Below are 22,141 nucleotides of genomic sequence, written 5' to 3' on the forward strand. Positions count from 1 at the left end.
GGCTGAAACGATCGAGCCTTCCGCCACACGCACGCGCGGTCTTCGGTTCAGGCAGGTAAGACGTAGACCGGGCTCGTCCATGCCTGGTGGCCGTTCTCGGTGACGACCGCGATCCAGATCGGGTTGTCACGGCCTGGAACGATATCGATCTCGCAGGCATGTGCTATCTCACGCGCGATTGGCTCGTCGGGCAGTCGGTATGCCATGAGGCACCTGTGCAGCCCTCCGGCGTCGAGAATGCGATCCTCGACGCCCATCTGCTCCAGTTCCGCTTCCAGCGTGCCGTGATTGGTTTCAATGCGCACACGGCCTGCGGGCTCCGACAGCCAGGCATCGAAGCCCGCGAGGTTGCCGGCCACGGGAGCCTCGAACCGCAGGCGCGACGCATCCGCCAAGCTGAAACGCCGCTCGTGGTTCCAGATTGCGATCTTGTCGAACCGCTCGATACGTGCGCGGGAGAACGAAGCCTCTCCCTCCCATGACGTGGTGCGGCCCCGGCCGCGATATTCGGCGCCTGCCCAGCGCACGCGAAGGCGCCTGCCGAGGTCTGTCTCGCCGTAGCCGCGAACGGTGTCGACCGGCCTGTCGCCGTTCCTGACCTCTACGCGCTCGATTCCCATCGTCCCGGCGACACGGAAGGAAAGGCGTACCCTCTCTGCCGAAGTCCGCGCTATGTCGCCCATCATCGCGGTGGCCGAAGGAATGCCGGCGATGCCGGGCGCGACGTTCGGATCGCGCTCGAACACGAGGCCGCCCGAACCCAGCTCGACGCCGAGTTCGATGTGCAGGCGGCAGCCCGACGTGGCGTAGTGATGGCGTCTGCGCATCGCCTCGAATATGGCGTCGCGATCGAGCCGCTCCGCGAGAAAGCAGGTCAGGCCACCATAGGCGCCAAAACCGCCGGTGCCGGGATAGCTTGCCCCGGGCCGGGCATCATGGCTGTCGCTGTTTGCTACGACGCCGACCCGGCGCTTCAGGTCGAAGCTGTCGGTCAGCATCCATTCGAAGGTGCCCCAGTCGGAATGGATCTCGACCGCGGTCTCCAATACGGGATCGTGTCCAAAGGCCAAATTGGCATACCGGCCCCCCACATGGGCGTACATGACGCTGTCCTTGCCGGCGAGCGCACGATAGAGCGCGTCGAGGTCGGCTGCGTCGAGATGGCTGTCGGAGCGGTCGGCCAAGAGCGCGTGCGAGCAGCGACGGATGTCCTCGCCCTCGTGACGGAAGAAAACGTTGTGGTCGCCGCCCACGGCGGTGTTGCCGGACCACTCGTAGCCGGGAAAGGCGACGAAACGGCCAGGTTCGTCGAACTCGGCGGTCACTTCGTTCAGACGCTTCCAGAAGCGCCGGTTGATCTGGAAGTCGTTGCCCTGATGGCTCGAAACATCCAGGAAGGCCTTGTTGCGGGCATAGTCGAAATAGCTCTCGACGGTGTTGATTCCGACCGTCTCGCCCGACTGCCCGTGAAGGTCGCCCCAATAGGATGCCAGCCGCGCTTCGCCGATGTGCAGCGGCCCCGCTTCCGCGACCAGTTGCCCGTCGACGTGAACGGCGACGGTGATCGGTTCGCCGGCATCGGCCGACAATCCTTCGAAACGCATCGATTGGCTGTCGGCGTATTCGAACGATTCGGGCAGGCCGTCGACAGGCCGCGAGGGCGCAAGGCGCACCTTGCCGCTTGCCAGCGGCGTCGGGTTGCCCCACGCGTCCTCGGCGCGCAGCCCTAAGAAGAATTCTTCGCCCGGCCGGCGCATCGTCGGCATGACGGCCACCCAGCGATCCGCCTTGCCGGCGACGATCGGCACGAAGAGCTGGTCTTCCAGCGGAACGAAAATGCCGGTTGCCTGCACGTCCGCCAGAACCTTGAACTCGGCGGCGGCCTCGGCGAAGGACTGTACGGCAAGCCCGCGCGAGCCACCGCTCGTATCGCCGAAGACGATAGTGATCGTCTGGCCGGGACGCAGGTAGCCGCCCCGTTGCTGGACGGTGACGGCGCGTGTCCAGGGGCGGTGACCGTTGAGGCCCGTGGACAGTTCCAGACGGCCCTCGCCGTCGCTGTGGGCAGATACATAATTGTCGCCCTTGGGATCGTCGGTCTGAAAATGCAGATCGGTGATGAAGCGAAAGGCGATCCTGATCGCTCCGGTGTCGTCGAGCCCGAGGCGGCCGACCGTATAGGTGACGCGGAAGGTGGCGAAGGAACGGGCGGTCACGGCCGCGGGCGCAGACAGCACCGCCCGGCCCAGCGTCTCAGGGTCGTCGAAGGGGACCGTGTCCGGCCGGAAGTCGCCCACCAGTTCGCGGGCCACCAGCCCTGCGCGGCTCTCCTTGATCGTCTCCGCGCCTTGCGGCGAGGACAAGCGGTCCGGTGCCGAGTCGTTCATCGGATATTTTCCCCGAGCTGCAATCTGGTCGGGATAGCCTGCTTGCTCCCCGGAATCAACTACTATATAGGATTATAGCATTCTTTGACCCACATAGCTATGAAGTGAGACAATTGTTCTGGCGCCGCGCCGGGTACGGCACCGCCAAGCACGAGGGACACGCGCAATGGCCACATTCGAAATCCCGTCCGGCGAAAGACTCCTGGTCGCTGGCCGGGGAGCCGGACAATCAGACGGGCTGCATCAGTGGACCTTCGGCGAGGGCGGATGGCGCGGTGTCCACCTCGCGACCGTCGATCAGCTGGCCTCGCTTGCTCCCCATCGCTCGCTTGCCGTCGTCTACGGGTCGTCGGGCACCGGCGACGAAGGGTTCATCCACGGCTGGCGGCTCGATGGCGAACGGGCGGATCGCATAGGCGGCAAATCGAGCGAGGGACTCTCGCCCTGTCACGTCGCCGTAGACCCCGAAGGCCGGTTTCTCGTCGTGACGAACTACCGGACCAGCGCACTCGGCGTGCAGCGGCTGACACCGCAAGGCGGCTTCGACGGCGAGATCGACCTGATCCCGCTCAGCGGCCGAGGCCTCGATCCGGAGCGCCAGAGCGGCCCACGCCCGCACCAGACCCTGTTTCACCAGGGTCGCGTGTATGTCGTCGACCTCGGCGCCGACCGTGTGCGGGAATTCGAGATCGACAAGGCAGCGACCGGCGAAGCCGGCCTGCGCGAGACCGGCGCAACCCCGGTACCGCCCGGGACCGGTCCGCGACACGGCGTGTGGCTCCCCGACGGCCGACTGGCGATCGCGGCGGAACTCGCCTCGACGATCGTCCTGGGGCGACCAGGCATCGCCGCCGAAGAGTGGGGCGTCACAAAAAGCACCACCCATACCGGACCGGCGAAGACGCGGTTCGATCGCAACTATCCGGGCGACATCCGTTGCTCGGCCGACGGCAGATACGCCTACCTGGCAAACCGCGGCTACGACACGATCGCTACTTTCGACGTCAGCGGCCCCCTGCCCGTCATGGTCTCCGAGATCGATGCCGGCGTGGCATGGCCCCAGCATCTGCTCATCCATGGCGATCACCTCCTCGTCGCGGGGTGGGAATCGTCGCGTGTCGTGGCGATGCCGCTCGTGGACGGCCTGCCGGCGGCTGCCGAACCCGTCTTCGACTGCGGCGGAGCCGGCTGGCTGACCCTCATGCGCTATTGAAGCCGTAGGCGTTCGGGACGCGCCGTCCGGTCCGTCGGTTTCATCGCAAATGGCATGCTGCCCAGTGCCCGGGCCTGACTTCACGCAACGCCGGACTTTCGGAGCGGCAGCGATCGAAGGCATAGGGGCAGCGCGTGCGGAAATGGCAGCCCGACGGCGGATTTGACGGGCTCGGCAGATCGCCCTTGAGGATGATCCGCTTCGGCCGCTTCACCTGCGGGTCGGGAACCGGGATCGCCGAAAGCAGGCATTCGGTATAGGGGTGCTGCGGTTCGCGGAAAAGCGCGTCGCGGTCGCTGAGTTCCACGATCCGGCCGAGATACATGACCGCGATGCGGCGGCTGACGTGGCGCACGACCGCCAGGTCGTGGGCGATGAACAAATAGGCGAGATCGAACTCCTGCTGCAGGTCGGCCAAGAGGTTGATCACCTGCGCCTGGATCGAAACGTCGAGCGAGGAAACCGGCTCGTCGCAGACGATCAGGCGCGGATTGAGGATCAGGGCGCGGGCTATGCCGATACGCTGGCGCTGCCCGCCAGAAAACTCGCTCGCATATTTCGAGCGCGAATCGGGATGGAGCCCCACGCGGCGCATCACCGAGACGACGCGATCCTCGCGCTCCTGCCCTTTTGCGATGCCGTGGATGACGAGCGGTTCGCCAATGATGTCGCCCGCCCTCATGCGTGGATTGAGCGACGAATAGGGATCCTGGAACACGATCTGCATCTCGCGGCGGAACGGCCGCATCTCGGCCTCCGACAGGCCGGTGATGTCCTTGCCTTTCAGCGAGATCGTGCCCGCCGTGGGCGCGATCAGCTTCAGCACGGTGCGGCCGACGGTCGACTTGCCGCAGCCGCTCTCGCCGACAAGTCCCAGCGATTCGCCGTGGTGGACGCCGAAGGAAACACCGTCGACCGCGTAGACCTTGCCTTTGGCGCGCGACAGGATGCCGCCGCCGATGGGGAAGTGCTTCTTGAGGCCCTCGACCTCGAGCAATGGCCGGGATTCCGGGGCTGGCGCCGTGATGTTGGACGGGATGTTCATGCGACGCCCTCCGGCAGACGATCCGAGTGCCAGCATGCCGCCCAGTGCCCCGGGCGCTTCTCCTCGAACAGCGGTACCTCGCGTCGGCACCTGTCGGTGGCGAAGGCGCAGCGGGGTGCAAACAGGCAACCCGGCGGCGGGTCGAGAAGCATCGGCACCATCCCCGGAATTTCGTTGAGCCTCACAGGACCGGCGACGCCTGCGTCGTTGCCGTCAAGGCGCGGGATGGAACCGAGCAGGCCCCGCGTATAGGGATGGCGCGGCGCCGCGAACAACGCCGTCGTCGCCGCCTCCTCCACCTTCCTGCCGGCATACATGACCACGACGCGGGTGGTATTCTCGGCAATGACACCCATGTCGTGCGTGATCAGGATTATGGCGGTCCCCAGCCGCTCCTGCAGCTCCCGCATCAGGTCGAGCACCTGTGCCTGGATGGTGACGTCGAGCGCCGTGGTCGGCTCGTCGGCGATCAGGACCTGGGGATTGCAGGACAGCGCCATGGCGATCATCACCCGCTGGCGCATGCCTCCGGATAGCTGATGCGGAAATTTGTGGATCGCCGTTTCGGCTTCCGGGATGTTGACCAGCCGGATCATCTCCACCACCCGATCGAGCGCGTCGCGACGCGACAGGCCGGCATGGATCTCCAGGGGCTCCCCTATCTGCCGGCCGATGGTGAGCAGCGGGTTGAGCGACGTCATCGGCTCCTGGAAGATCATCGAGATCCGGTTGCCGCGGATGGTGCGCATCTCGCGCTCCGGAAGCGCGAGAAGATCCTTCCCCTCGAAGATGGCCGAGCCTCCGACGATCCTGCCCGGCGGCTCGGGAATCAGGCGCAGCAGCGACATCGCCGTCACGCTCTTGCCGCAGCCCGACTCGCCGACGACGCCGAGCGTTTCGCCTCGGTTCACAGCATAGGAGGCGCCGTCCACGGCCTGCACGATGCCTCTCGGCGTGCGGAACTGGACGCGCAGCTGCTCGAGCGAGAGAATCGGTTCGCCGTCGCGGTCGTCCCGGGCCGGCAACATGTTCATGCCCGACCGTCCGGCTCGCAGAAAGCTTCGCGACCGCACGACCACCGAATGGAGCCTGTCGTCTTCATGCCTATTTTGCTGCCCCGTGGAGCCGGATGCGCGGATCGATGACGGAATACAGGATGTCCGTCACCAGGTTCGACACGATGACCAGCACGATAAAGACGAGGAAGGTCGCCTGGACGACCGGGAAATCACGGTTGTTGATCGCCCCGAGCATGAGTTGTCCCAGCCCCGGCCAGGCGAAGATCACTTCCACGATGATGGTTCCGGACAGCAGGCGCCCGAAATGCACGCCGAGTGCGGTGACTACCGGAATGAGAGCATTGCGCAGAGCGTGACGCGTGACGATGAGCCGGCCCGGAACCCCTTTGCTGCGCGCGGTGCGGATGTAGTCCTCCGTAAGGATCTCCGCCATCGAGGTGCGCACGAAGCGCGTCAGGATCGCCGCCATGTAGAGGGACAGCGTAAGCGCCGGCATGAATACCAGTTGCGCGAACCGCAGTGGTGACTCGGCCGGCGACACATAGCCGCCGGCCGGCAGCCAGTTCAGGTTCACGGCGAAGAGCAGCACCAAAAGGATACCGAGCCAGAAATGCGGGATCGATATCGCCACGGAGGTCACGATGGAGACGAAGCGATCGAACCAGCGTCCTCTTTGCAATGCCGTGAAGATGCCGAGCGGGAACGAGATGGCGATCGCCATCATCATCGCCACGACGGCCAGCGACAGGGTCGCCGGAATCCGGCTGACGAGCAGTTCCCTCACCGTAAAGTCGGACATGACGGACCTGCCGAAGTCCCCGGTGACGACTCCCGCGGCCCACCGCAGATACTGCCGCCAGAGAGGCAGGTTGAGGCCCAGGCGCTCGCGCATCGCCTCGATGGTCTCGGTCGGCGCCTCGACCCCGAGCAGCATGAGGACGGGATCGCCTTCGGCCATGTGGATGACCAGGAAGACCGGGATCGAGGCGAGCACGATCACCGGGATCGCGGCGAGCAGACGACGGACCACATAGGAGATCATCCGGCACTCCTGAGGACGCGGCGCGGATTGTACATCTCGGCCAGCGCGTCGGAGATGAAACTGATCGTCATCAGGAACATGGTCAGCAGCAGTCCGGGAAAGATCGCGTACCAGGCGGCGTCGGAGAGGAAGGGCCGTGAATCCCGCAGCATGGTGCCGAGGGATGCCTGCGGCGGCTGCGCGCCGAGCCCGAGGAAGCTCAGTCCCGCCTCGATGATCATGGCGTCGGCCATGGTCAGCGTCACCTGGACGAGGATGATCGGGAAGATGTTGGGCAGAAGATGGCGCACGAGGATGCGGATCGGAGAAGCGCCGATCGCCCGCGCGGCGAGCGTGTATTCCTTCTCCTGTTCGCTCAAGACCCCTGCCCGCGCCAGCCTGGCGATGAGCGGGACGTTGATGATGGCGGCCGCCAGCGCGGCGTTGACGACGCCCTTGCCCATAAGCACGGCCACGGCGATTCCGAAAAGCAGGCCCGGAAAGGACAGGATCGTGTCGAATATCCTGCCGAGAATGCCGTCTACCGGCCCCCGCAGATATCCGGCGATCATGCCGAGCGCCGTGCCCAGCAGTCCCGCAAGCAGGGCCGCGAGCAGACCCGTCACCAGCGAAAGCTGGGCGCCGTAGAGGCAGCGCGACAGGAGGTCCCGACCGAGATCGTCCGTCCCGAACCAGAAGCCCGGGCGCGGCCCGAGCAGTTCCTCGCCATAGTATTGATGGGTCGGCGGATGCGGGCTGACGAGCGGGGCCGCAAGCACAACGAGGCCGAGCACGGCCAGAACGACGAGGCTGGCAAATCCTGCCCTGTCCTGTCGGAAGCGCTGCCACCCCGACGGCGCCGCCGCCTGTACGCCCGAGACGGATTCCATCGGGATGGTCATGCAGCGTTCCGCGACGGGGCTCGGGATCTGCTCGCCATCAAACGTCCTCCTCGCGCCCAAGTACTATGTATGACTATAGCACTTCGCTCGCGGCGGTCAAGGCAACACACCCTCGTCGCAGCAGAGGTCAAGACGCGCCGAGCCGTCCGGATCATCGGGCGGGACGAGAGAAATCTGTCCGGGCAGCCGCACTGTCGCGAAGCCACCGATGCGCCGCGTCTTGCGTGGAAACGAGAGGTATCTTCAGGAAATGGAGCGCACCTGCTCGTCGGACAGGCGTGGTCTGCTCAGCCGAGCGCGGCGTAGCCGCCGTCGAGCAGCAGTGCCGTGCCGGTGACGAAATCACTCGCCGGACTGGCCAGGAAGACCGCGATCCCCTCGCAGTCGTCGAGGGTCCCCCATCGCCCCGCGGGCGTGCGCGAAAGCACCCGCTCCTCGGTGCCGGGAACCTCCTGCCTGGCCGATTTCGCCATGTCGGTGTCGATGTAGCCCGGAAGGATCGCGTTGACCTGAATGTTGTCGCGCCCCCACGCGCAGGCCAGCGATTTCGTCATCTGCAGCAGTCCACCCTTGCTGGCGGCATAGGCGGTCGTGAAGGGCGCGCCCAGGATCGAGGCGTGCGACCCGACATTGATGACCTTGCCCGCGCCGAGGCGCCGGAATTCGGAATAGGCCGACTGGCACGTCCAGAACGCGCTGGAAAGGTTCGTGTCGATGACGAGCCGCCAATCCTCCGTCGTGTGGTCCTGCGGCAGCTTGCGCATCGGAACACCTGCATTGTTGACGAGTATGTCGAGGCGGCCGAAGCGTTCGAGGGTGCGCGGCGCGAGCGAGCGTGCATCCGATTCCCGGGACAGGTCGGCGACGACCGAATCGCAATCGACGCCGATTGCCGAAAGGTCCGCGACGGCGGCGGCATTCTTTTGCGCGTTGCGTCCGGCAATCATGATCCGGGCTCCCGCCCGCGCAAGGCCCCGCGACATGCCGAGGCCGATGCCGCCGTTTCCACCCGTCACGAGGGCGACCTTGCCGCCGAGATCGAAACACTTCATGTCGCGATTTCCTGTTTTCTCGGGGCGCGCGGCGGCGTCAGACCATCAGGTCGCCGCCGTTGATGTCAAGCGACGCACCGGTGATGTAGGCGGCATTGTCGGAGGCGAGAAAGCAGACCAGGTCGGCGACTTCTTCGGGCAGGCCGAGGCGCTTGATCGGGAAGGAGCCGGCGTAGGCGTCGATGCGCTCCTGTCCGATGCTGTTGCGCACCATGGGCGTGTCGATCAGGCCGGGGCAGACGGCATTCACCGTTATCCCGTCGCCGGCGACCTCCTTGGCAAAATGCCGCGTCAGCCCAAGGACGCCGGCCTTGGCCGCCGTGTAGTGCGCGCCGCCGAGCGTGGACACGTTCTTGCCGGCGGTCGAGGAGAAATTGACGATACGTCCCCACCCCCTGCCGCGCATCGATGGCAGCACTGCCTGTGAACAGAGGAACGTCCCCTTCATGTTTACCCCCACGACGAGGTCCCATTCGGCTTCCGATATCCCGGCGACCTCGGTCGGTTTCAATATGCCGGCGCTGTTGATCAGGATGTCGATCGAACCGAACTTTTCGAGCGCGGTGCCGACCAGGCGTTCCACGCTGGCGCCATTCGCGACATCACCCATCGCGGAGACGGCCTCGGCGCCCAAGGAACGGAGCTCGCGCACGACCGCTTCGGCGCCGGTTGCGCTAAGGTCGTTGATGACGATGCGGTGCCCCTTGCGCGCAAGCTCGATCGCGCAGGCCCGTCCCATGCCCTGGGCAGCGCCGGTGACGATTGCGACTCGATCGGCCATGTTCAGGTCCCCCCTGTAGGCGGGGCTCCTTCAAGGCCCCGCCCGGTCATCAGCGATCAGTCGACATGCGCGAATTCGAGGGTGAGGAAACCTTCCAGCGAATAGCGGATGTCTTTGATCTTGCTGTTGTAGGCAAAGAGGGTCGGCGCCGTGGCGACCGGCACGGTGAACTGCTCCTCGCGTATCAGCTTGTTGATCTCCCCGTAGATCTCGCGCCGCTTGGCCTCGTCCAGCGTCGATGCGCCCGCCGTCACGAGATCGGTGTAGCGCTGGGATTCGAATCCGGAGGTCATGCCTTTCGGACGCCAGGTCGAGGTCATGCCGAGCATGGCGGCGGGATCGCGGATCGCCCGGCCGGTCTGCGACATGATGATCTGGAAGCCCAGATTGTTGTGCAGCTTGACGTATTCGGCGGTCTCGGTGTCGCGAACCGTCGCCCTGATGCCGATCTCGGCGAAATCGTGCTGCATGATCTCGGCGAGCTTCGTCATGCCGAAATACCACTGCGTCGAGGTGATGATCTCGACGTCGAGGCCATCGGGATAGCCGGCTTCCGTCAACAGCTGCTTGGCCTTGACCAGGTCGAACTCGCAGCTCGCCTCGAGCTTCGCGTCATAGGCGATGTTGCTTTCCTTGACCCAGGGCATGCACATCGGCTTGGCCATGCCGGCAAGGACCACGCGCACGAAGCGGTCGCGGTTGACCGCATGGGTGAAGACCCGGCGCAGCGCGGCATTGGAGAACGGCTCTTTCGTCGTGTTGAAGACGAAATTGTAGAAGATGCCGGTCGTCGCCGTATCGACCTGGAAGCCGAGAGAGCGAAGATTTTCCGCATCGCGGACCGGGAAATTGCTGATGGCATGGACGGTGTTCGATTCGAGATTGAGGAGCACCGCCTGCGTGTCGGGCACGATGCGGTACTCGATCTCCTGGATGACCGGGCCGGGCTTGCGCCAGTAGTCCTTGAAGGGGCGCAGGGTCAGGCTCTGCCCCGGCACACGCTCGGCGAGCACGTAGGGACCGGTCCCGATCGGCTGCTTGCGATGCAGTTCGAACTGGTCGTCATCGATAATGTAGAGCATGTCGAGGAGATCGAAGACCGCCGGGTTCGGCGCGTTGAGCACGAGTTCCACGGTATGCGGATCGACGACGCGCACCTCCTTGACCGTGGCGGCGATCGGCTTCAGGTTGGCGTGCACGTCGGGATCCAAGGCCCGCGCGAGGCTTCTCTTGACGTCTTCGGCGACGAATTCACGCCCGCTCTGGAACTTGACGCCGGCGCGCAGCTTGAGCGTCATCACCGTTCCGTCCTCCGAGAAGCTCCAGCTTTCGGCGAGTTCAGGTTCCGGCGCCTGCGTCTCGGGGTTCTTCCTGACCAGCACGTTGTAGAACTGGGCGAAGAACGGGAAATTGTTGATCGCCGTGTCCCAGGGCTGGAAATGTGTCGGATCGGCCGTGACGCCGATGACGATCTTCTCGTTGCTTTGCGCTCCCGCCTGGATGATCCCCAGGCCCAGCATGGCAAGCGACAGGATCGTCGCCCGCAGTGCATTCATCGGGTTCAATCTCATGGTTCCCTCTTGTCGCGTGATTCCGCAGCCATCGATCCGACAGGTCGATTGCCGCCGCCCCCTTCCACGCGTTTTCAAGCGAGGCGACATGCGCTCCTTTATATAGTCCTCTATAGGACTATAAGACGAAGCGCATTGCAAGGCAAAATGCTGAACTTTATGGATTTCGGCGGCCGCTAGACGTCGTGGATCGGGCCCGGCGCGCTGAGGCCCATGCGCAGCGCCTCGGTCTCCCACACCGCATCCGGCAGGATGTTCGCGAGATTGACGTCGGGTCCGAACGTCTTCACGAGGAAGACCTTGAGCGCGTAGACGTCCGTGTGATGGGTGCCCGGGATCCACGGCCCGCTCAGTTCGAAGATCACGCGACTCAGGTCGAGCCCTTCCTTCAGTCCCGCGATCAGCGCCTGGTCCGGCTGGCGGTTGCGCAGCAACTCGGCGCCTTCGACCAGAATGACATTGGCCCCGGCGTCGAAGTCGCGCGTCGCCTGCGCGACCAGCGCCTCGGCAGTCGACGCGTCGTGTTTCGAGCCCACCTCGGCATGGACCTCCAACCCGCGCGACAACGCCATTTTGATGATTTTCCGGCGATTCTCCTCGGAGATGGGAACGATGTTGTCGGAAACTTCTATCGCGCCGAAACCCAGGCGGCAGGCCTCGTCCAGGAAGGCGTCCACGCCGCCGACCCCCTGCTTGCGGATGACATATTCGAGGAACTGGCCGCCGATGAAGGGGGCGATGTCGTGGTCGCGGTAGGTCGCCAGTTTGCGGCGGAGGTAACTTTCTTCGTAGAGCCGCGCGGTTCCGACGACGATCTTGGCAAGGTCGACATGCGGCGCCACCAGGCCAAGCAGCGAGGCCTGCGATTCGATCGGCATGCCCCAGTCCATCATCATCGTCAGGCCTTGCCTGCGGGGCTTTGTCCTGCTGCGCCCGGCAGGCAGCGGCACCATCGTGAAAACTTCGGCCATCGGTCATGCTCCGCTGTGATGCCCCTGACGCGATCTCCCGACACCCGCCCTCTCTCGGGGGGCCAGGTTCCGCATCCTCCGATTGACATCTATATAGCTATAACTTATTACCGGCAACATCGACGTGGGCCGATCGATCGGATTGCGGTTTTCGAGCGCCTCGGGCCAATGCCTAGAACGGTCGAGCCGCCCTGGCTGCGCATGAAGGAATGTGATGTTCGATTTGTTGCTGCGAGGCGGACGGGTGATCGATCCGGTCCGGAATTTCGACGCCATCGCCGATGTCGGCTTGCGCGACGGCGTGGTCGCGGCAGTCGGCCCGAGCCTGCCGGACGACGGCTGTCGCGACGTGCGCGACGTGAGCGGCAGGCTGGTCCTGCCGGGCATCGTCGACCTGCACACGCATGTCTATTGGGGCGGCACCTCGCTGGGCGTCGACGCGGAGGAAGTCGCCTATGACAGCGTGACGGCCACGCTCGTCGACGCAGGCAGCGCCGGTCCCGGCAATTTCCCCGGGTTCCGGCGGCACGTGATAGAACGGGTCGCCCCGCGTGTCCTGTCCTACATCAATGTTTCCTTCGCAGGCATCTTCGGCTTCAGCGACGCCGTGCGGATCGGTGAATGCGAGGATGTTCGGCTCCTCAACGTGCGCGAATGCGTGCGGGTCGCCAGGGAACACGCCGATGTCATCGTCGGCGTGAAGGTTCGCGTCGGGATGATCGCCGGCGGCGGCAGCAGCATCGCCCCGCTCGACATCGCGATCGAAGCGGCGGAGGAACTGGGCCTTCCGGTCATGACGCATCTCGACTTTCCGCCGCCGACACGCCGCGAGGTGCTGGAGAGACTGCGCCGCGGCGACATTCTCACCCATTGCTTCAGGTCCTTCCCCAATGCCCCGTCGACCCGTGACGGCGCGGTTAGGGAGGAAGTCCTCGCCGCCCGCGAGCGCGGGGTACTCTTCGACGTGGGCCACGGACGGGGCGCCTTCGGCTTCGGCACGGCAAGGGCAATGCTTGCGAACGGCTTCATGCCCGACGTGATCTCCAGCGATCTGCACGCGCTATGCATCGCGCCCGACTTCGACCTGCTCATCACGATGTCGAAGTTCCTCTGCCTCGGCATACCGCTGGCGGATGTCGTGCGGTGCGTGACGAGCGCTCCGGCATCCGCCCTCCGGCGCAAGGACTTGGGCAGCCTCGAGCCTGGCGTCGCCACCGACGTCTCCATCGTCGAGTTGCTGGAGGGCGACTTCGAGTATCGCGATGTCGACGGTGTGAAGCTGGCAGGCCGACAGAAGCTGGCGCGGTCGGGCATCGTGCTCAAGGGGCGCTGGTGGGATGGCCCGGCCGACAGGCAGAACAGACCGCATGCTCATTGAAAGGTACTATATAGCTTTGCTGACGATGACCCTATCATGTAATATTCGGCTCGACATTCCGGTCGGAGGCTATCGGTGACTTCATCGCTGGAAGACAATCCGGAACGGATTGCTGGAACGACCCTCTCGGAGAGGGCTGCTGAAATCTATGCGTCGGTCGACCTGACCTCGCCGCGCGGGATGCCGAAATATTTGCGGGTGTGCCGGATGATCGAGGAGGAAATCGCTGCCGGCCGCATGAAGCCGGGCGACCGCCTGCCCTCCGAACTCGAACTGACCCAGGTCCTGCCGACGAGCCTCGGCACCGTGCAGAAGGCGCTGCAGGCGCTTGCCGAGCGCGGCCTGATCCTGCGCGAACAGGGCAAGGGGACGTTCATCGCCGAAGCGCGCGTCGACGAAAGCAAGCTATGGCACCTGCGTTTCCTCAAGGACGACGGCGCGCTTGCGCCGGTGTACGCGAAAGTCCAGTCGATCGCCTCGATCAATCGCGTGGGCCCGTGGGCCGATTTCCTCGGGCGCCACTCCTTCTACATCGAAGTGCGGCGCACCATGAGCATCGACCGGAAGTTCACCGTCGCCTCCAACTTCTACGTCGCCGGCCCGCCTTTCTGGGAACTGCTGACCATTCCCGAGGAAGAATTCGACGTGACCTCGCTCCGTGGCACGCTGAGCGCCAAGCGCTTCGACGTCGCCACGCTCAGGGCGGTGGAACATTTCGGCATCCAGCCCGTGCCGGCCGAGATCGCCGGCATCATCGGCGTCGCGCCCGACTCCGTTGCGATGACCTGCGACGTGATCGGCTACGGCATCAAGGACACGCCGGTCTACTACCAGCGCTACTGGATTCCGCCCAACCCCTACCGGCTGGAGGCAGGGGCCAGGATTCCCTGACCGAAGCCGGGCCACCGACGAAGGAAAACCATGTCTGACTTCAAGGGCAGCATCGTCCTGATCACCGGCGCAAGCGGTGGACTCGGCCGCGCGCTGTGCGGCCATTTTGCTGACCTCGGGGCGAAGATCATCGCGCTCGACCGGGATGCGCGCGTCCATGACCTGGCCGGAGCCGAATGTGCCGTCGTCGACGTAAGCGACCCGGAAGCCGTAGCGGAGACGATCCGCAAGCTGACGGAGCGCACCGGCCCCGTCGACGTGCTGGTGAACAATGCGGCGATCGGCGGGGCGGAGCGCACGGTCGCGAAAAGCACCGTCGCAGGGTGGGAAGAGACCGTCGCCATCGACCTGCACAGCGTTTTCTACTGCACCAAGGCGGTTCTTCCGGCGATGCAGGATCGGCAGCGCGGCTCGATCGTGATGGTGGCTTCGGTCAACGGGCTGACGACGCTCGGCTCACCCGCCTACAGCGCATCCAAGGCCGCGATGCTGAGCTTCACCAAGTCGGTCGCCGTCGAATATGGCCGCCACGGCATAAGGGCAAACGCCGTCTGTCCCGGAACGATCCGCACGCCGATCTGGCAGCAGCGCCTCGACGGCAACCCGCATTTGTTCGAACAATTGGCGAAATGGTACCCGCTCGGGCGCATCGCCGAACCGATCGAAGTCGCCAGGGCGGTGGCCTTCCTCGCAAGCGAGGATGCCAGCTTCATCACCGGCGCGATCCTCAATGTCGACGGCGGCCTCATGGCCGGCAACGCCGTCATGGCCTCCGAACTGACTGTCGAGAAGTACTGAGCCGAGTTGCCCGCCGCAGGCCGCCGAGGGAAATGGCAATGCAGAAGCCGATCGTCATCAAGTGCGGAACCCTCATAGACGGCGAGGCCGACAAGCCTTCCCACGACGTCTCGATCCTGGTCGAGGACGGCAGGATCGCCGCCGTCGAAGCGGGCGCGGCGCTGGACGGCCTGTCGGACGCCGAAACGATCGACGCTTCCGGCGCCGTCGTCATGCCCGGCATGATGGACATCCACCTTCATCTCGCCTCGCCAAACGTCAGCACGCGGCAGGACGTGGACGTGGCGCGCTTCAGCCGCTCGGCTTCGTCGATGCTGATGGAGACGGTGCGTCACGCCCAATTGATGCTGGAGGCCGGATTCACCCTGGTCCGCGATTTCGATTGGCCGACGCCGCAGGGTTCGTTCCACGAAGCGATCGTGTCGATGCGGGAAGCCTTCGACAGCGGACTGCTGCCGGGACCCCGGCTCGTCGTCGGCGGTCTGACGCACATCACCGCCAGCCATTTCGATCTCGGCATGCCGCGGTCCGCGCAGCGCGCGCCCGGCATCACCGCCGACGGCCCCTGGGAAATACGCCGTCAGGTGCGCACGAACATCCGCAACGGCGTCGATGTGCTGAAGACCTGCATTTCGGGCGGACTTGGCACATTCGGCGAGGAGAACGTCTGGAGCCGCAACATCACGCCCGAGGAACTGTCTGCCCTGGTGGACGAGGCGCATGCCTTCGGCAAGCCGGTCGCGGCGCATTGCCATACGCCGGATTCGGTCCGCGTGGCGGTGGAGGCCGGCGTCGATACGATCGAGCATTGCGTCTACATCGACGACGATGCGATCGCCCGCGTGGTCGATGCGGGCAAGCCGGTCATTCCCACGCTCGCCTTCCGCCAGCGCAAGATCATCGAGCGGAGACGCCGTCGGGGCGCCCCGCCCGACGTCGTGGCCCAGATGGAACGGCTGCTCGACGAAACCTCCCGCACGTTTCAGCGCTATCACGCTGCCGGCGCCAGGATCGCCATGGGAACGGACACCAATGTCGAGCCCGGCTTCGGCGAGAACGCGCTCGAGCTCGAGGTCTATGTCAATCTCGGCATGACGCCCATGGAGGCCATCATGACGGCAACCAGGAACGCGGCCGAGGCGATCGGCCGCGCAGACGAACTGGGGAGCATCCGACGCGGAAAGCTCGCCGACCTCATCGTCGTCCGGGGCAACCCGCTCGACGACATCGCCATCCTGTCGGACACCCGCAACATCCGGGTCGTCATGAAGGGCGGGAAGGTTTTGGTCGACCGGCGGGAGCAGACCAGGGCCGCGGCCTGAAAATTCGAAACGGCGGAGGAGCCGACTGCATGCTTTCCCACTGGATCAACGGACGCGGCATCCCGGAGCCTGGCGAAGCGCTCGAGATCGTGGACCCCGCCACTGAAGCGGTCGTCGAACTCCTTCCGCGCGGCTCGGCCGACCTCGCGGACGCAGCGGTGGAAGCAGCCGCGAAGGCCGGACCGGCCTGGGCGGCGCTGTCGCCAGCCGAAAGGCGGAACCTGCTCCTGCCCGCCGTCGAGAAACTCGTCGCGCTGCGGCAGGACGTGGCGGCGCTGATCACGCGCGAGATGGGAAAGCCGCTTTCGCAGGCGCTCGCGGAGGTCGGCACGGCAACCGACGTGGCGCGGCAGTTCTGCGACCTCGCCGTCCATCTGCGCAGCGGCAGCCAGATGGCGGCGCTTGGCGAACTGAATTTCCAGCAGCGCGTCCCGCGTGGCGTCTGTGCCTGCATCCTGCCGTGGAACTTCCCAGCAGTGGTGGCGATGGAAAACGTCGTGCCGAACCTCCTGGTCGGCAACACGGTGGTCTGGAAGCCGTCCGAGAAGAGCCCTCTCTCGGCGCGTTTCCTGGCCGAGCACGTGTTCGGCCACCTCCCGCCAGGCGTGCTCAACCTCGCGCTCGGCGACGGCGCGAACATGGGCGAGCGGCTTATCTCTCATTCGGATGTCGACCTGATCGTCTTCATCGGCAGCGAACGCACGGGACGCCACATCGCAGAGGTCGCCGCGCGAAGTTTCAAGAAGGTGATCCTCGAACTCGGCGGCAAGGATCCGCTGATCGTCGACGAGACCGTCGACATCGGCAGGGCCGCGCGGCTCGCAGCGGAAGCGACGTTCTACAATGCCGGCCAGATCTGCACCTCCACCGAACGGCTGTTCATCGCCCGGCAGGTTTTCGAGCCCTTCGTCGATGAGCTGGTGCGGGCGTCGCGAGCGCTCAGGATCGGTAATGGCATGGAGGACGGCGTCGATATCGGGCCGCTTGTCGATCGCCGGCAGCTCGACATCGTTTCCGCGCAGGTGACCCATGCCACCGAGGCCGGAGCCAGGGTCCTGTCCGGCGGCGAGCGCCACGGAAACCGGGGATTCTTCTATCCCGCCACAGTCCTGGTCGACGTGCCCCACGACGCGAGCGTCGTCGTCGAGGAGACCTTCGGGCCGGTCGCTCCCTGCATTCCGTTCGACGATTTCGGCGAGGCGCTGGCACTGGCCAACGGCTCGCGCTACGGGCTCGCGGCCATCGTCTGCACGGCGTCCGCCCCGCGTGCGCTGAAGGCACTGCATACGCTCGACGCCGGCATGATCCGCATCAATACGATGCGGGGCAAAGCCGCCGGCGGCACGTCAGAGCCGTTCGGCTCCAGCGGCATGGGCCATGGCTACGGGCTGGAGTTCCTTATGGAGCTGACCCGCCAAAAGAGCATCTTCTGGCGAGGAGAACCCCGATGAGCACACGCCTTGCGGGCGCCGGCATCCCGCGCGATTTTCTCGCGACCGTGGCGACGCCCTCCATGTTGATCGATCTTGCCGCGACCGAGCGAAACATCGGCCGCGCTGCGGACTTCTATCGCCATCGGCCGGTCAAGCTTCGTCCGCATTTCAAGGCCCACAAAATCTCCATGCTGATGGAGATGCAGCTGGCGGCCGGCGGCACTTCGGGCGTAACCTGCGCCACGCCCTATGAAGCGCTCGTGCTCGCCGAAGCCGGCATCGACGACATTCTCGTCGCCAACCAGGTCGCCGATCTGGCCGGCCTGGCTGCGCTTGCCCGCGCCGCCGCGCTGAAGCGGGTGACCGCGACCGTCGACTGCGCCGCACAGGTCGAGATGCTGCAGGCGACGGCCGAGGCGTTCGCGGTGTCGTTCGGCGTACTGATCGAGATCGACGTCGGCATGGGCCGGTGCGGCCTGAACTTCGGCAGCCCGGCCCTGATAGACCTCGCTGCCGCCACGCGTTCGGCCGGACGGCTCGAGTTCCTCGGCCTGCAGGGCTATGAGGGGCACGCCGTCTCGCGCGAGGATCGCGACATCCGCCGCACGATGGTCTGGCAAAGCCAGCAGATCCTGCGCATCGAGAAGGAACGCCTCGTCCAGGCGGGTTTTCCATGCCCGGTCGTCTCGGGCGGCGGCACCGGCACCTGGGACCTGGCGGCCGAAGCCGGCGTCTTGTCCGAAGTGCAGGCGGGCTCCTACGTTCTCATGGACGCCAAATACGGCGCGCTGGACCTGCCCTTCGAGAATGCGCTGTTCTGCTGTGCCACGCTGATATCGTGGCGCAGCCCCGGCGCCGGCGTGCTCAATGCCGGCTGGAAGAGCCTGAGCGGCGAATTCGGCGTGCCGAAATCGGCGGACGGCAGCTTCTCGGTCATTTCGCTGGCCGACGAGCACGCGCGCATCAGTCCGCGGGCCGATTGGCCGGCGCGGGTTGGCGATCCGGTCCTCCTGATCCCGCTGCACATCGATCCGACGCTGAACTTGCATGATTCAGTCGCGGTGTACCGACAAGACGGCAGCGGACAGAGCTGGCCGGTCGACGGACGCCGCAGGCCCGATGCCCGAACGGGATACGCCTGACGGTATCAGTTGCCTTGCGGCGGCAGCAGCCTGAGCGAGGACAGGAGGCCGCCGTCGACCCGGATCGACTCGCCGGATATGAAGCTCGTCACGGCAAGCATCTTAACCGCCTCGGCGATGTCCTCGGCCTCGGCGATCCTTCCCATCGGATGCTGGCCGCTGGCCCAGTCGAAGTAGCTGGTGCGCACGCCGGCGCTCATGCCGCGCTCCTGCGACCAGGAGCGTTCGAGCGCAGAGGTGCGCGTGGCGGTCGGGATGATGGCGTTGACCCGGATGTTGTGACGGCCGAGGTCGGCGGCCATGGACCGCGTCAGGCCGAGGAGACCCGCCTTCATCGTGGCGTAGGCCGCCCGGCCCGGACCGGCCGCCAGCGCATGTACGGACGCGATGTTGACGATCGCGCCCCCGCCCGCATTCCGCATGCCCGGTGCGAAAGCCTTGGAAAGCAGGAACGGCGCGCGCAGATTGACCGCATAGGAATCGTCGAAATCCTCCAGCGACGCCCGGATCACGTCGCCGTCGTGCTGGAACGCCGCATTGTTGACGAGGATGTCGACGGTTCCGTGGGCGGCCACGTCGCGCGCGAACGCATCGACGGCACCCGGATCGCGCAGGTCGAGCGCGAAGGAAAGCGGGTCCCGCGCGAACCCGGCCTCAGCGACCCGGCTGCGGATGCGTTCGCTGTCGAGGTCGCACAGGACCAGCCGCCTGCCGTCCGTACCCAGGCGCCGGGCTATCGCCATGCCGATATCACCCGCCGCCCCCGTGACGAGGGCCAAGCGCTGTCCAGTTGCCATCCACGTCTCTCCACACTATAGCTATATAGAGATTATGCGATCGATGCGCTGGTGGCAATCGGCCCGTGGCGCTCCATGCAAGGAATGTCGCGATGCTGCTCAGATACGGCTTCTACGAGGGCTACGTCCGCGAAGAGGACCAGGCCGAGTTCGACGAGATGGTGGGTGGGCAGATGGTCCCCGATCTCTCGACGATGCCGGGCGTCCTCTCGGTGCGGCTGATGCGGGGGACGCGGGTCGGCGAACTCGCACCGCGCTGGTACCACGCCATTGAACTCGGCTTCGAAGACGAGCAGGGTCTGCTGGCTGCGATGAACTCGGACATCCGCCGGGACATTGCGAGACGGCCGACGCCGGCCCTGAAGCTTTTCATAGGCCGGACACCGCATGCCAATTTCAGGCTGGTCAGGTCCCTGCCTGGGCCCTCCTCCCGCTCCTGACCGATGACAGGCTATGTGAGACTGGCGCGATCCGGGCAGCCGGGCTTCGAGAAGCCCAGCATCGTGCTCGACGACGGGACGCGCCGGGATATCTCGATCCTCGTTTCGGAGATCGACGAGGCGACGCTGCGCAGGCCCTGGCACCGTTCTTTCAGGGCGATCGCGCCCGGCACCCTGCCCGCCGTTCTGCCCGGCGCGCGCTTCGCGATCCCGGTGGAACACGCAAGGCGCGTGTTCCAGCTTCGCGGCGATGCCGGCAATATCGACGCCTGCCCCCGGCTCGGCGACCCGGCCGGGGCGGACGATCCGCTTGCCGTGGCCGGTCTCGGCCAGGACTTCTCGATCCGTGTCGGGATTGCCGCCATCTTGGCTGAAGGCGCCCGCCTGTCCGGCCTGGCGATGTTCACAGACATCACGCCCTTACCCGCGCACGGTTCCGCTCACCAGCGGCTGATAGGCAGCCGCCACGGCCTGTGGGCGCTCGGGCCCTACATCCTGACGGCCGACGAGGCGAGCGAGATCGGCCACGCGAGAATTCGATGCTCGGTTTCCGGCGCGGCCGACTCCACCGTTGCGGAGGGCGAGGTGAGCCTTGCGGCGATCGGCGCGATCGCGGAGACGATCGACCGAATCTGCCCGCTCGATGCCGGAGATATCCTGCTCGCCGAAGCGATCGTCGCGCCGCGCCTGCCGCACCGCCTGTCGCCGGGAGACGTGGTCGAGGTGTCCGCCGGCAGGTTCGGCAGGCAGTCACGGGCGATCGTCTGATGCATTGGGAGGAGATTCCACGATGACTGCACCCGCTAACTCCGAACCGGACCGTCCCCTGGATTTCACGGGCCGAGTGGTCGTCATCACCGGCGGGACGGTCGGAATGGGCGCGGCGCTCGCCTTCCTGATCGCGCGGCAGGGCGGTACCGCGTGGGTGTGCGGCCGAAACCTCGATGCCGTCCGCGAGATCAGCGCGGCGGCCGCGGACCGGCAACTCGCCGTCCATGCACGCCAGGCCGATGCGACATCGGATGAAGAGGTCGGGCGGCTGGTCGCCGAGGCGGCCGAGACGAGCGGCGGCATTCACGGCCTGGTCTGCGCCGCCGGCTCCGGCATCATGGGCACCGTCGAGGAGATCGGGCCGGAGGATTGGGAAAAAAGCGTTTCCGAAAAACTGCGCGGCGTATACCTGCCCGTCCGACACGTCGTCCCGCACATGAAGCGGGCTGGGGGCGGCTCGATTGTCACCGTTTCCTCCGTGCATGCCCACACCACCACCGAACGGCGCGATGCGATCGCGCCGACCACGGCGGCGATGGTCGCCTTCATGCGGGCGCTCGCCGTTAGCCACGGACGCCACGGCATACGGGCAAACTCGGTCAGCCCCGGCCCGTTCGAATCCGCGACCTGGCGCGGCAATTGGCAACGCATGTTCCCCAGGCTGGAGTTCGCTGAGATCGCGGACCGCGTGGGGAAGTCGATACCGCTTCAGCGTATCGGCCAGCCAGCCGAAATCGCGGAGCCTGTCGCCTTTCTCCTGTCGGATCATGCCCGCTACATCAGCGGCACCGACCTGAGAATCGACGGCGGTCTCGGGGCCAAGCTGGCGATGAACACGTCGAAGGATTGATCGAAGTGGCACGTGAGCTCGACATGCAGTTCATTGCCGAAGGAATCGAAACGGAGGACCAGGCCAACAAATTGGCCTACCTCGGTTGTACACTCGGCCAAGGCTACCGTTGCGGGCGTCCCGCCTCAGCGGCGACCACCCTCGAGCTTCTGCATCGCTTTTCGCAACGGCCCGACAGTTCTTCAACATATAAAGTGCTTTATCGACTACGGGCATGATGTGTCGCTCGGCACTTAATGATGAGAATCATGCTTCAATGATTTCAGATGCTTACGCCAGCACTTAATTTGCGAATGGGCAGTTAATTCGATAATGCGCATTGGCTTTTGTCACTTAATGTGAGAATGAGACTCGTGA

The 22,141-nt window shown here is 65.5% G+C and carries 21 protein-coding genes; 11 read left to right on the forward strand and 10 right to left on the reverse strand.

The window, feature by feature from the left end; genetic code table 11:
• Nucleotides 1-47: 47 nt before the first annotated feature.
• Nucleotides 48-2,387 (reverse strand): DUF3604 domain-containing protein, encoded by a 2,340-nt coding sequence (locus PVE73_RS27375; RefSeq protein WP_277367909.1) that lies wholly within the window; start codon nucleotides 2,385-2,387, stop codon nucleotides 48-50.
• A gap of 166 nt (nucleotides 2,388-2,553) precedes the next feature.
• Here PVE73_RS27375 and PVE73_RS27380 point away from each other — a divergent pair, with 166 nt between their 5' ends.
• Entirely contained in the window at nucleotides 2,554-3,600 is a 1,047-nt protein-coding gene (locus PVE73_RS27380) for a beta-propeller fold lactonase family protein (protein WP_277367910.1), read from the forward strand.
• A 40-nt stretch (nucleotides 3,601-3,640) separates the two neighbouring features.
• On the opposite strand, the gene PVE73_RS27385 is transcribed toward PVE73_RS27380, so the two are convergent.
• The 8 genes from PVE73_RS27385 to PVE73_RS27420 form a co-directional block, all read right to left on the reverse strand.
• On the reverse strand, nucleotides 3,641-4,645 hold the full coding sequence (locus PVE73_RS27385) for a dipeptide ABC transporter ATP-binding protein (protein ID WP_277367911.1): 1,005 nt from the start codon (nucleotides 4,643-4,645) through the stop codon (nucleotides 3,641-3,643).
• The gene (locus PVE73_RS27390; protein ID WP_277367912.1) at nucleotides 4,642-5,679 is read right to left on the reverse strand and encodes an ABC transporter ATP-binding protein; all 1,038 of its coding nucleotides are present in this window, start codon (nucleotides 5,677-5,679) and stop codon (nucleotides 4,642-4,644) included. The genes PVE73_RS27385 and PVE73_RS27390 overlap by 4 nt, the downstream gene beginning before the upstream one ends.
• A 70-nt stretch (nucleotides 5,680-5,749) precedes the next feature.
• Complete coding sequence (locus PVE73_RS27395) at nucleotides 5,750-6,706, reverse strand: ABC transporter permease (RefSeq protein WP_277367913.1); 957 nt, start codon at nucleotides 6,704-6,706, stop codon at nucleotides 5,750-5,752.
• Nucleotides 6,703-7,587: an ABC transporter permease gene (locus tag PVE73_RS27400; RefSeq protein WP_277367914.1), complete on the reverse strand. Its 885-nt coding sequence runs from the start codon at nucleotides 7,585-7,587 to the stop codon at nucleotides 6,703-6,705. The genes PVE73_RS27395 and PVE73_RS27400 overlap by 4 nt, the downstream gene beginning before the upstream one ends.
• A gap of 287 nt (nucleotides 7,588-7,874) precedes the next feature.
• Nucleotides 7,875-8,639 carry a glucose 1-dehydrogenase gene (locus PVE73_RS27405; RefSeq protein ID WP_277367915.1) on the reverse strand — a complete coding sequence of 255 codons (765 nt, stop codon included), beginning with the start codon at nucleotides 8,637-8,639 and terminating at the stop codon, nucleotides 7,875-7,877.
• 37 nt (nucleotides 8,640-8,676) lie between these two features.
• On the reverse strand, nucleotides 8,677-9,420 hold the full coding sequence (locus PVE73_RS27410) for an SDR family NAD(P)-dependent oxidoreductase (protein ID WP_277367916.1): 744 nt from the start codon (nucleotides 9,418-9,420) through the stop codon (nucleotides 8,677-8,679).
• 56 nt (nucleotides 9,421-9,476) lie between these two features.
• Nucleotides 9,477-10,991, reverse strand: a complete 1,515-nt coding sequence (locus PVE73_RS27415; RefSeq protein WP_277367917.1) for an ABC transporter substrate-binding protein — start codon at nucleotides 10,989-10,991, stop codon at nucleotides 9,477-9,479.
• A gap of 176 nt (nucleotides 10,992-11,167) precedes the next feature.
• On the reverse strand, nucleotides 11,168-11,962 hold the full coding sequence (locus PVE73_RS27420; RefSeq protein WP_277367918.1) for a phosphosulfolactate synthase: 795 nt from the start codon (nucleotides 11,960-11,962) through the stop codon (nucleotides 11,168-11,170).
• 214 nt (nucleotides 11,963-12,176) lie between these two features.
• Here PVE73_RS27420 and PVE73_RS27425 point away from each other — a divergent pair, with 214 nt between their 5' ends.
• The 6 genes from PVE73_RS27425 to PVE73_RS27450 all read left to right on the forward strand — a co-directional run bounded on the left by PVE73_RS27425 (nucleotide 12,177) and on the right by PVE73_RS27450 (nucleotide 18,926).
• Entirely contained in the window at nucleotides 12,177-13,340 is a 1,164-nt protein-coding gene (locus PVE73_RS27425) for an amidohydrolase/deacetylase family metallohydrolase (protein ID WP_277367919.1), read from the forward strand.
• Between the two features lie 75 nt (nucleotides 13,341-13,415).
• On the forward strand, nucleotides 13,416-14,231 hold the full coding sequence (locus tag PVE73_RS27430; protein WP_277367920.1) for a GntR family transcriptional regulator: 816 nt from the start codon (nucleotides 13,416-13,418) through the stop codon (nucleotides 14,229-14,231).
• 30 nt (nucleotides 14,232-14,261) lie between these two features.
• Nucleotides 14,262-15,029, forward strand: coding sequence for an SDR family oxidoreductase (locus PVE73_RS27435; protein WP_277367921.1), 768 nt, complete (start codon nucleotides 14,262-14,264; stop codon nucleotides 15,027-15,029).
• Between the two features lie 38 nt (nucleotides 15,030-15,067).
• Nucleotides 15,068-16,351, forward strand: coding sequence for an amidohydrolase family protein (locus PVE73_RS27440; RefSeq protein ID WP_277367922.1), 1,284 nt, complete (start codon nucleotides 15,068-15,070; stop codon nucleotides 16,349-16,351).
• 29 nt (nucleotides 16,352-16,380) lie between these two features.
• Complete coding sequence (locus PVE73_RS27445) at nucleotides 16,381-17,802, forward strand: aldehyde dehydrogenase family protein (protein WP_277367923.1); 1,422 nt, start codon at nucleotides 16,381-16,383, stop codon at nucleotides 17,800-17,802.
• A 65-nt stretch (nucleotides 17,803-17,867) separates the two neighbouring features.
• On the forward strand, nucleotides 17,868-18,926 hold the full coding sequence (locus PVE73_RS27450; protein ID WP_277367924.1) for an alanine racemase: 1,059 nt from the start codon (nucleotides 17,868-17,870) through the stop codon (nucleotides 18,924-18,926).
• A gap of 5 nt (nucleotides 18,927-18,931) precedes the next feature.
• Here PVE73_RS27450 and PVE73_RS27455 read toward each other — a convergent pair whose 3' ends face one another.
• The gene (locus tag PVE73_RS27455; protein WP_277367925.1) at nucleotides 18,932-19,723 is read right to left on the reverse strand and encodes an SDR family oxidoreductase; all 792 of its coding nucleotides are present in this window, start codon (nucleotides 19,721-19,723) and stop codon (nucleotides 18,932-18,934) included.
• Nucleotides 19,724-19,815: 92 nt separating this feature from the next.
• Between PVE73_RS27455 and PVE73_RS27460 the strand changes: the two genes are divergently transcribed.
• Genes PVE73_RS27460 through PVE73_RS27475 form a run of 4 tightly spaced genes read left to right on the forward strand, consistent with a single transcriptional unit; the run spans nucleotide 19,816 to nucleotide 22,002 of the window.
• On the forward strand, nucleotides 19,816-20,163 hold the full coding sequence (locus PVE73_RS27460; protein WP_277367926.1) for a hypothetical protein: 348 nt from the start codon (nucleotides 19,816-19,818) through the stop codon (nucleotides 20,161-20,163).
• A 15-nt stretch (nucleotides 20,164-20,178) separates the two neighbouring features.
• On the forward strand, nucleotides 20,179-20,931 hold the full coding sequence (locus PVE73_RS27465; RefSeq protein WP_277367927.1) for a fumarylacetoacetate hydrolase family protein: 753 nt from the start codon (nucleotides 20,179-20,181) through the stop codon (nucleotides 20,929-20,931).
• A 22-nt stretch (nucleotides 20,932-20,953) separates the two neighbouring features.
• Nucleotides 20,954-21,784: an SDR family NAD(P)-dependent oxidoreductase gene (locus tag PVE73_RS27470; protein ID WP_277367928.1), complete on the forward strand. Its 831-nt coding sequence runs from the start codon at nucleotides 20,954-20,956 to the stop codon at nucleotides 21,782-21,784.
• Between the two features lie 23 nt (nucleotides 21,785-21,807).
• Nucleotides 21,808-22,002 (forward strand): hypothetical protein, encoded by a 195-nt coding sequence (locus tag PVE73_RS27475; RefSeq protein WP_277367960.1) that lies wholly within the window; start codon nucleotides 21,808-21,810, stop codon nucleotides 22,000-22,002.
• The last annotated feature ends 139 nt before the right edge of the window (nucleotides 22,003-22,141 follow it).

Origin of the sequence: Chelativorans sp. AA-79 (assembly GCF_029457495.1) — a bacterium.
Classification (GTDB): Bacteria; Pseudomonadota; Alphaproteobacteria; order Rhizobiales; family Rhizobiaceae; genus Chelativorans.

Excerpts from the sequence above, each read along its gene's own strand:
- PVE73_RS27375 (WP_277367909.1), bottom strand. The coding sequence starts at position 2,387 with ATGAACGACTCGGCACCGGACCGCTTGTCCTCGCCGCAAGGCGCGGAG.
- PVE73_RS27380 (WP_277367910.1), top strand. The coding sequence starts at position 2,554 with ATGGCCACATTCGAAATCCCGTCCGGCGAAAGACTCCTGGTCGCTGGC.
- PVE73_RS27385 (WP_277367911.1), bottom strand. The coding sequence starts at position 4,645 with ATGAACATCCCGTCCAACATCACGGCGCCAGCCCCGGAATCCCGGCCA.
- PVE73_RS27390 (WP_277367912.1), bottom strand. The coding sequence starts at position 5,679 with ATGAACATGTTGCCGGCCCGGGACGACCGCGACGGCGAACCGATTCTC.
- PVE73_RS27395 (WP_277367913.1), bottom strand. The coding sequence starts at position 6,706 with ATGATCTCCTATGTGGTCCGTCGTCTGCTCGCCGCGATCCCGGTGATC.
- PVE73_RS27400 (WP_277367914.1), bottom strand. The coding sequence starts at position 7,587 with ATGACCATCCCGATGGAATCCGTCTCGGGCGTACAGGCGGCGGCGCCG.
- PVE73_RS27405 (WP_277367915.1), bottom strand. The coding sequence starts at position 8,639 with ATGAAGTGTTTCGATCTCGGCGGCAAGGTCGCCCTCGTGACGGGTGGA.
- PVE73_RS27410 (WP_277367916.1), bottom strand. The coding sequence starts at position 9,420 with ATGGCCGATCGAGTCGCAATCGTCACCGGCGCTGCCCAGGGCATGGGA.
- PVE73_RS27415 (WP_277367917.1), bottom strand. The coding sequence starts at position 10,991 with ATGAGATTGAACCCGATGAATGCACTGCGGGCGACGATCCTGTCGCTT.
- PVE73_RS27420 (WP_277367918.1), bottom strand. The coding sequence starts at position 11,962 with ATGGCCGAAGTTTTCACGATGGTGCCGCTGCCTGCCGGGCGCAGCAGG.
- PVE73_RS27425 (WP_277367919.1), top strand. The coding sequence starts at position 12,177 with ATGTTCGATTTGTTGCTGCGAGGCGGACGGGTGATCGATCCGGTCCGG.
- PVE73_RS27435 (WP_277367921.1), top strand. The coding sequence starts at position 14,262 with ATGTCTGACTTCAAGGGCAGCATCGTCCTGATCACCGGCGCAAGCGGT.
- PVE73_RS27440 (WP_277367922.1), top strand. The coding sequence starts at position 15,068 with ATGCAGAAGCCGATCGTCATCAAGTGCGGAACCCTCATAGACGGCGAG.
- PVE73_RS27445 (WP_277367923.1), top strand. The coding sequence starts at position 16,381 with ATGCTTTCCCACTGGATCAACGGACGCGGCATCCCGGAGCCTGGCGAA.
- PVE73_RS27455 (WP_277367925.1), bottom strand. The coding sequence starts at position 19,723 with ATGGCAACTGGACAGCGCTTGGCCCTCGTCACGGGGGCGGCGGGTGAT.
- PVE73_RS27460 (WP_277367926.1), top strand. The coding sequence starts at position 19,816 with ATGCTGCTCAGATACGGCTTCTACGAGGGCTACGTCCGCGAAGAGGAC.
- PVE73_RS27470 (WP_277367928.1), top strand. The coding sequence starts at position 20,954 with ATGACTGCACCCGCTAACTCCGAACCGGACCGTCCCCTGGATTTCACG.
- PVE73_RS27475 (WP_277367960.1), top strand. The coding sequence starts at position 21,808 with ATGCAGTTCATTGCCGAAGGAATCGAAACGGAGGACCAGGCCAACAAA.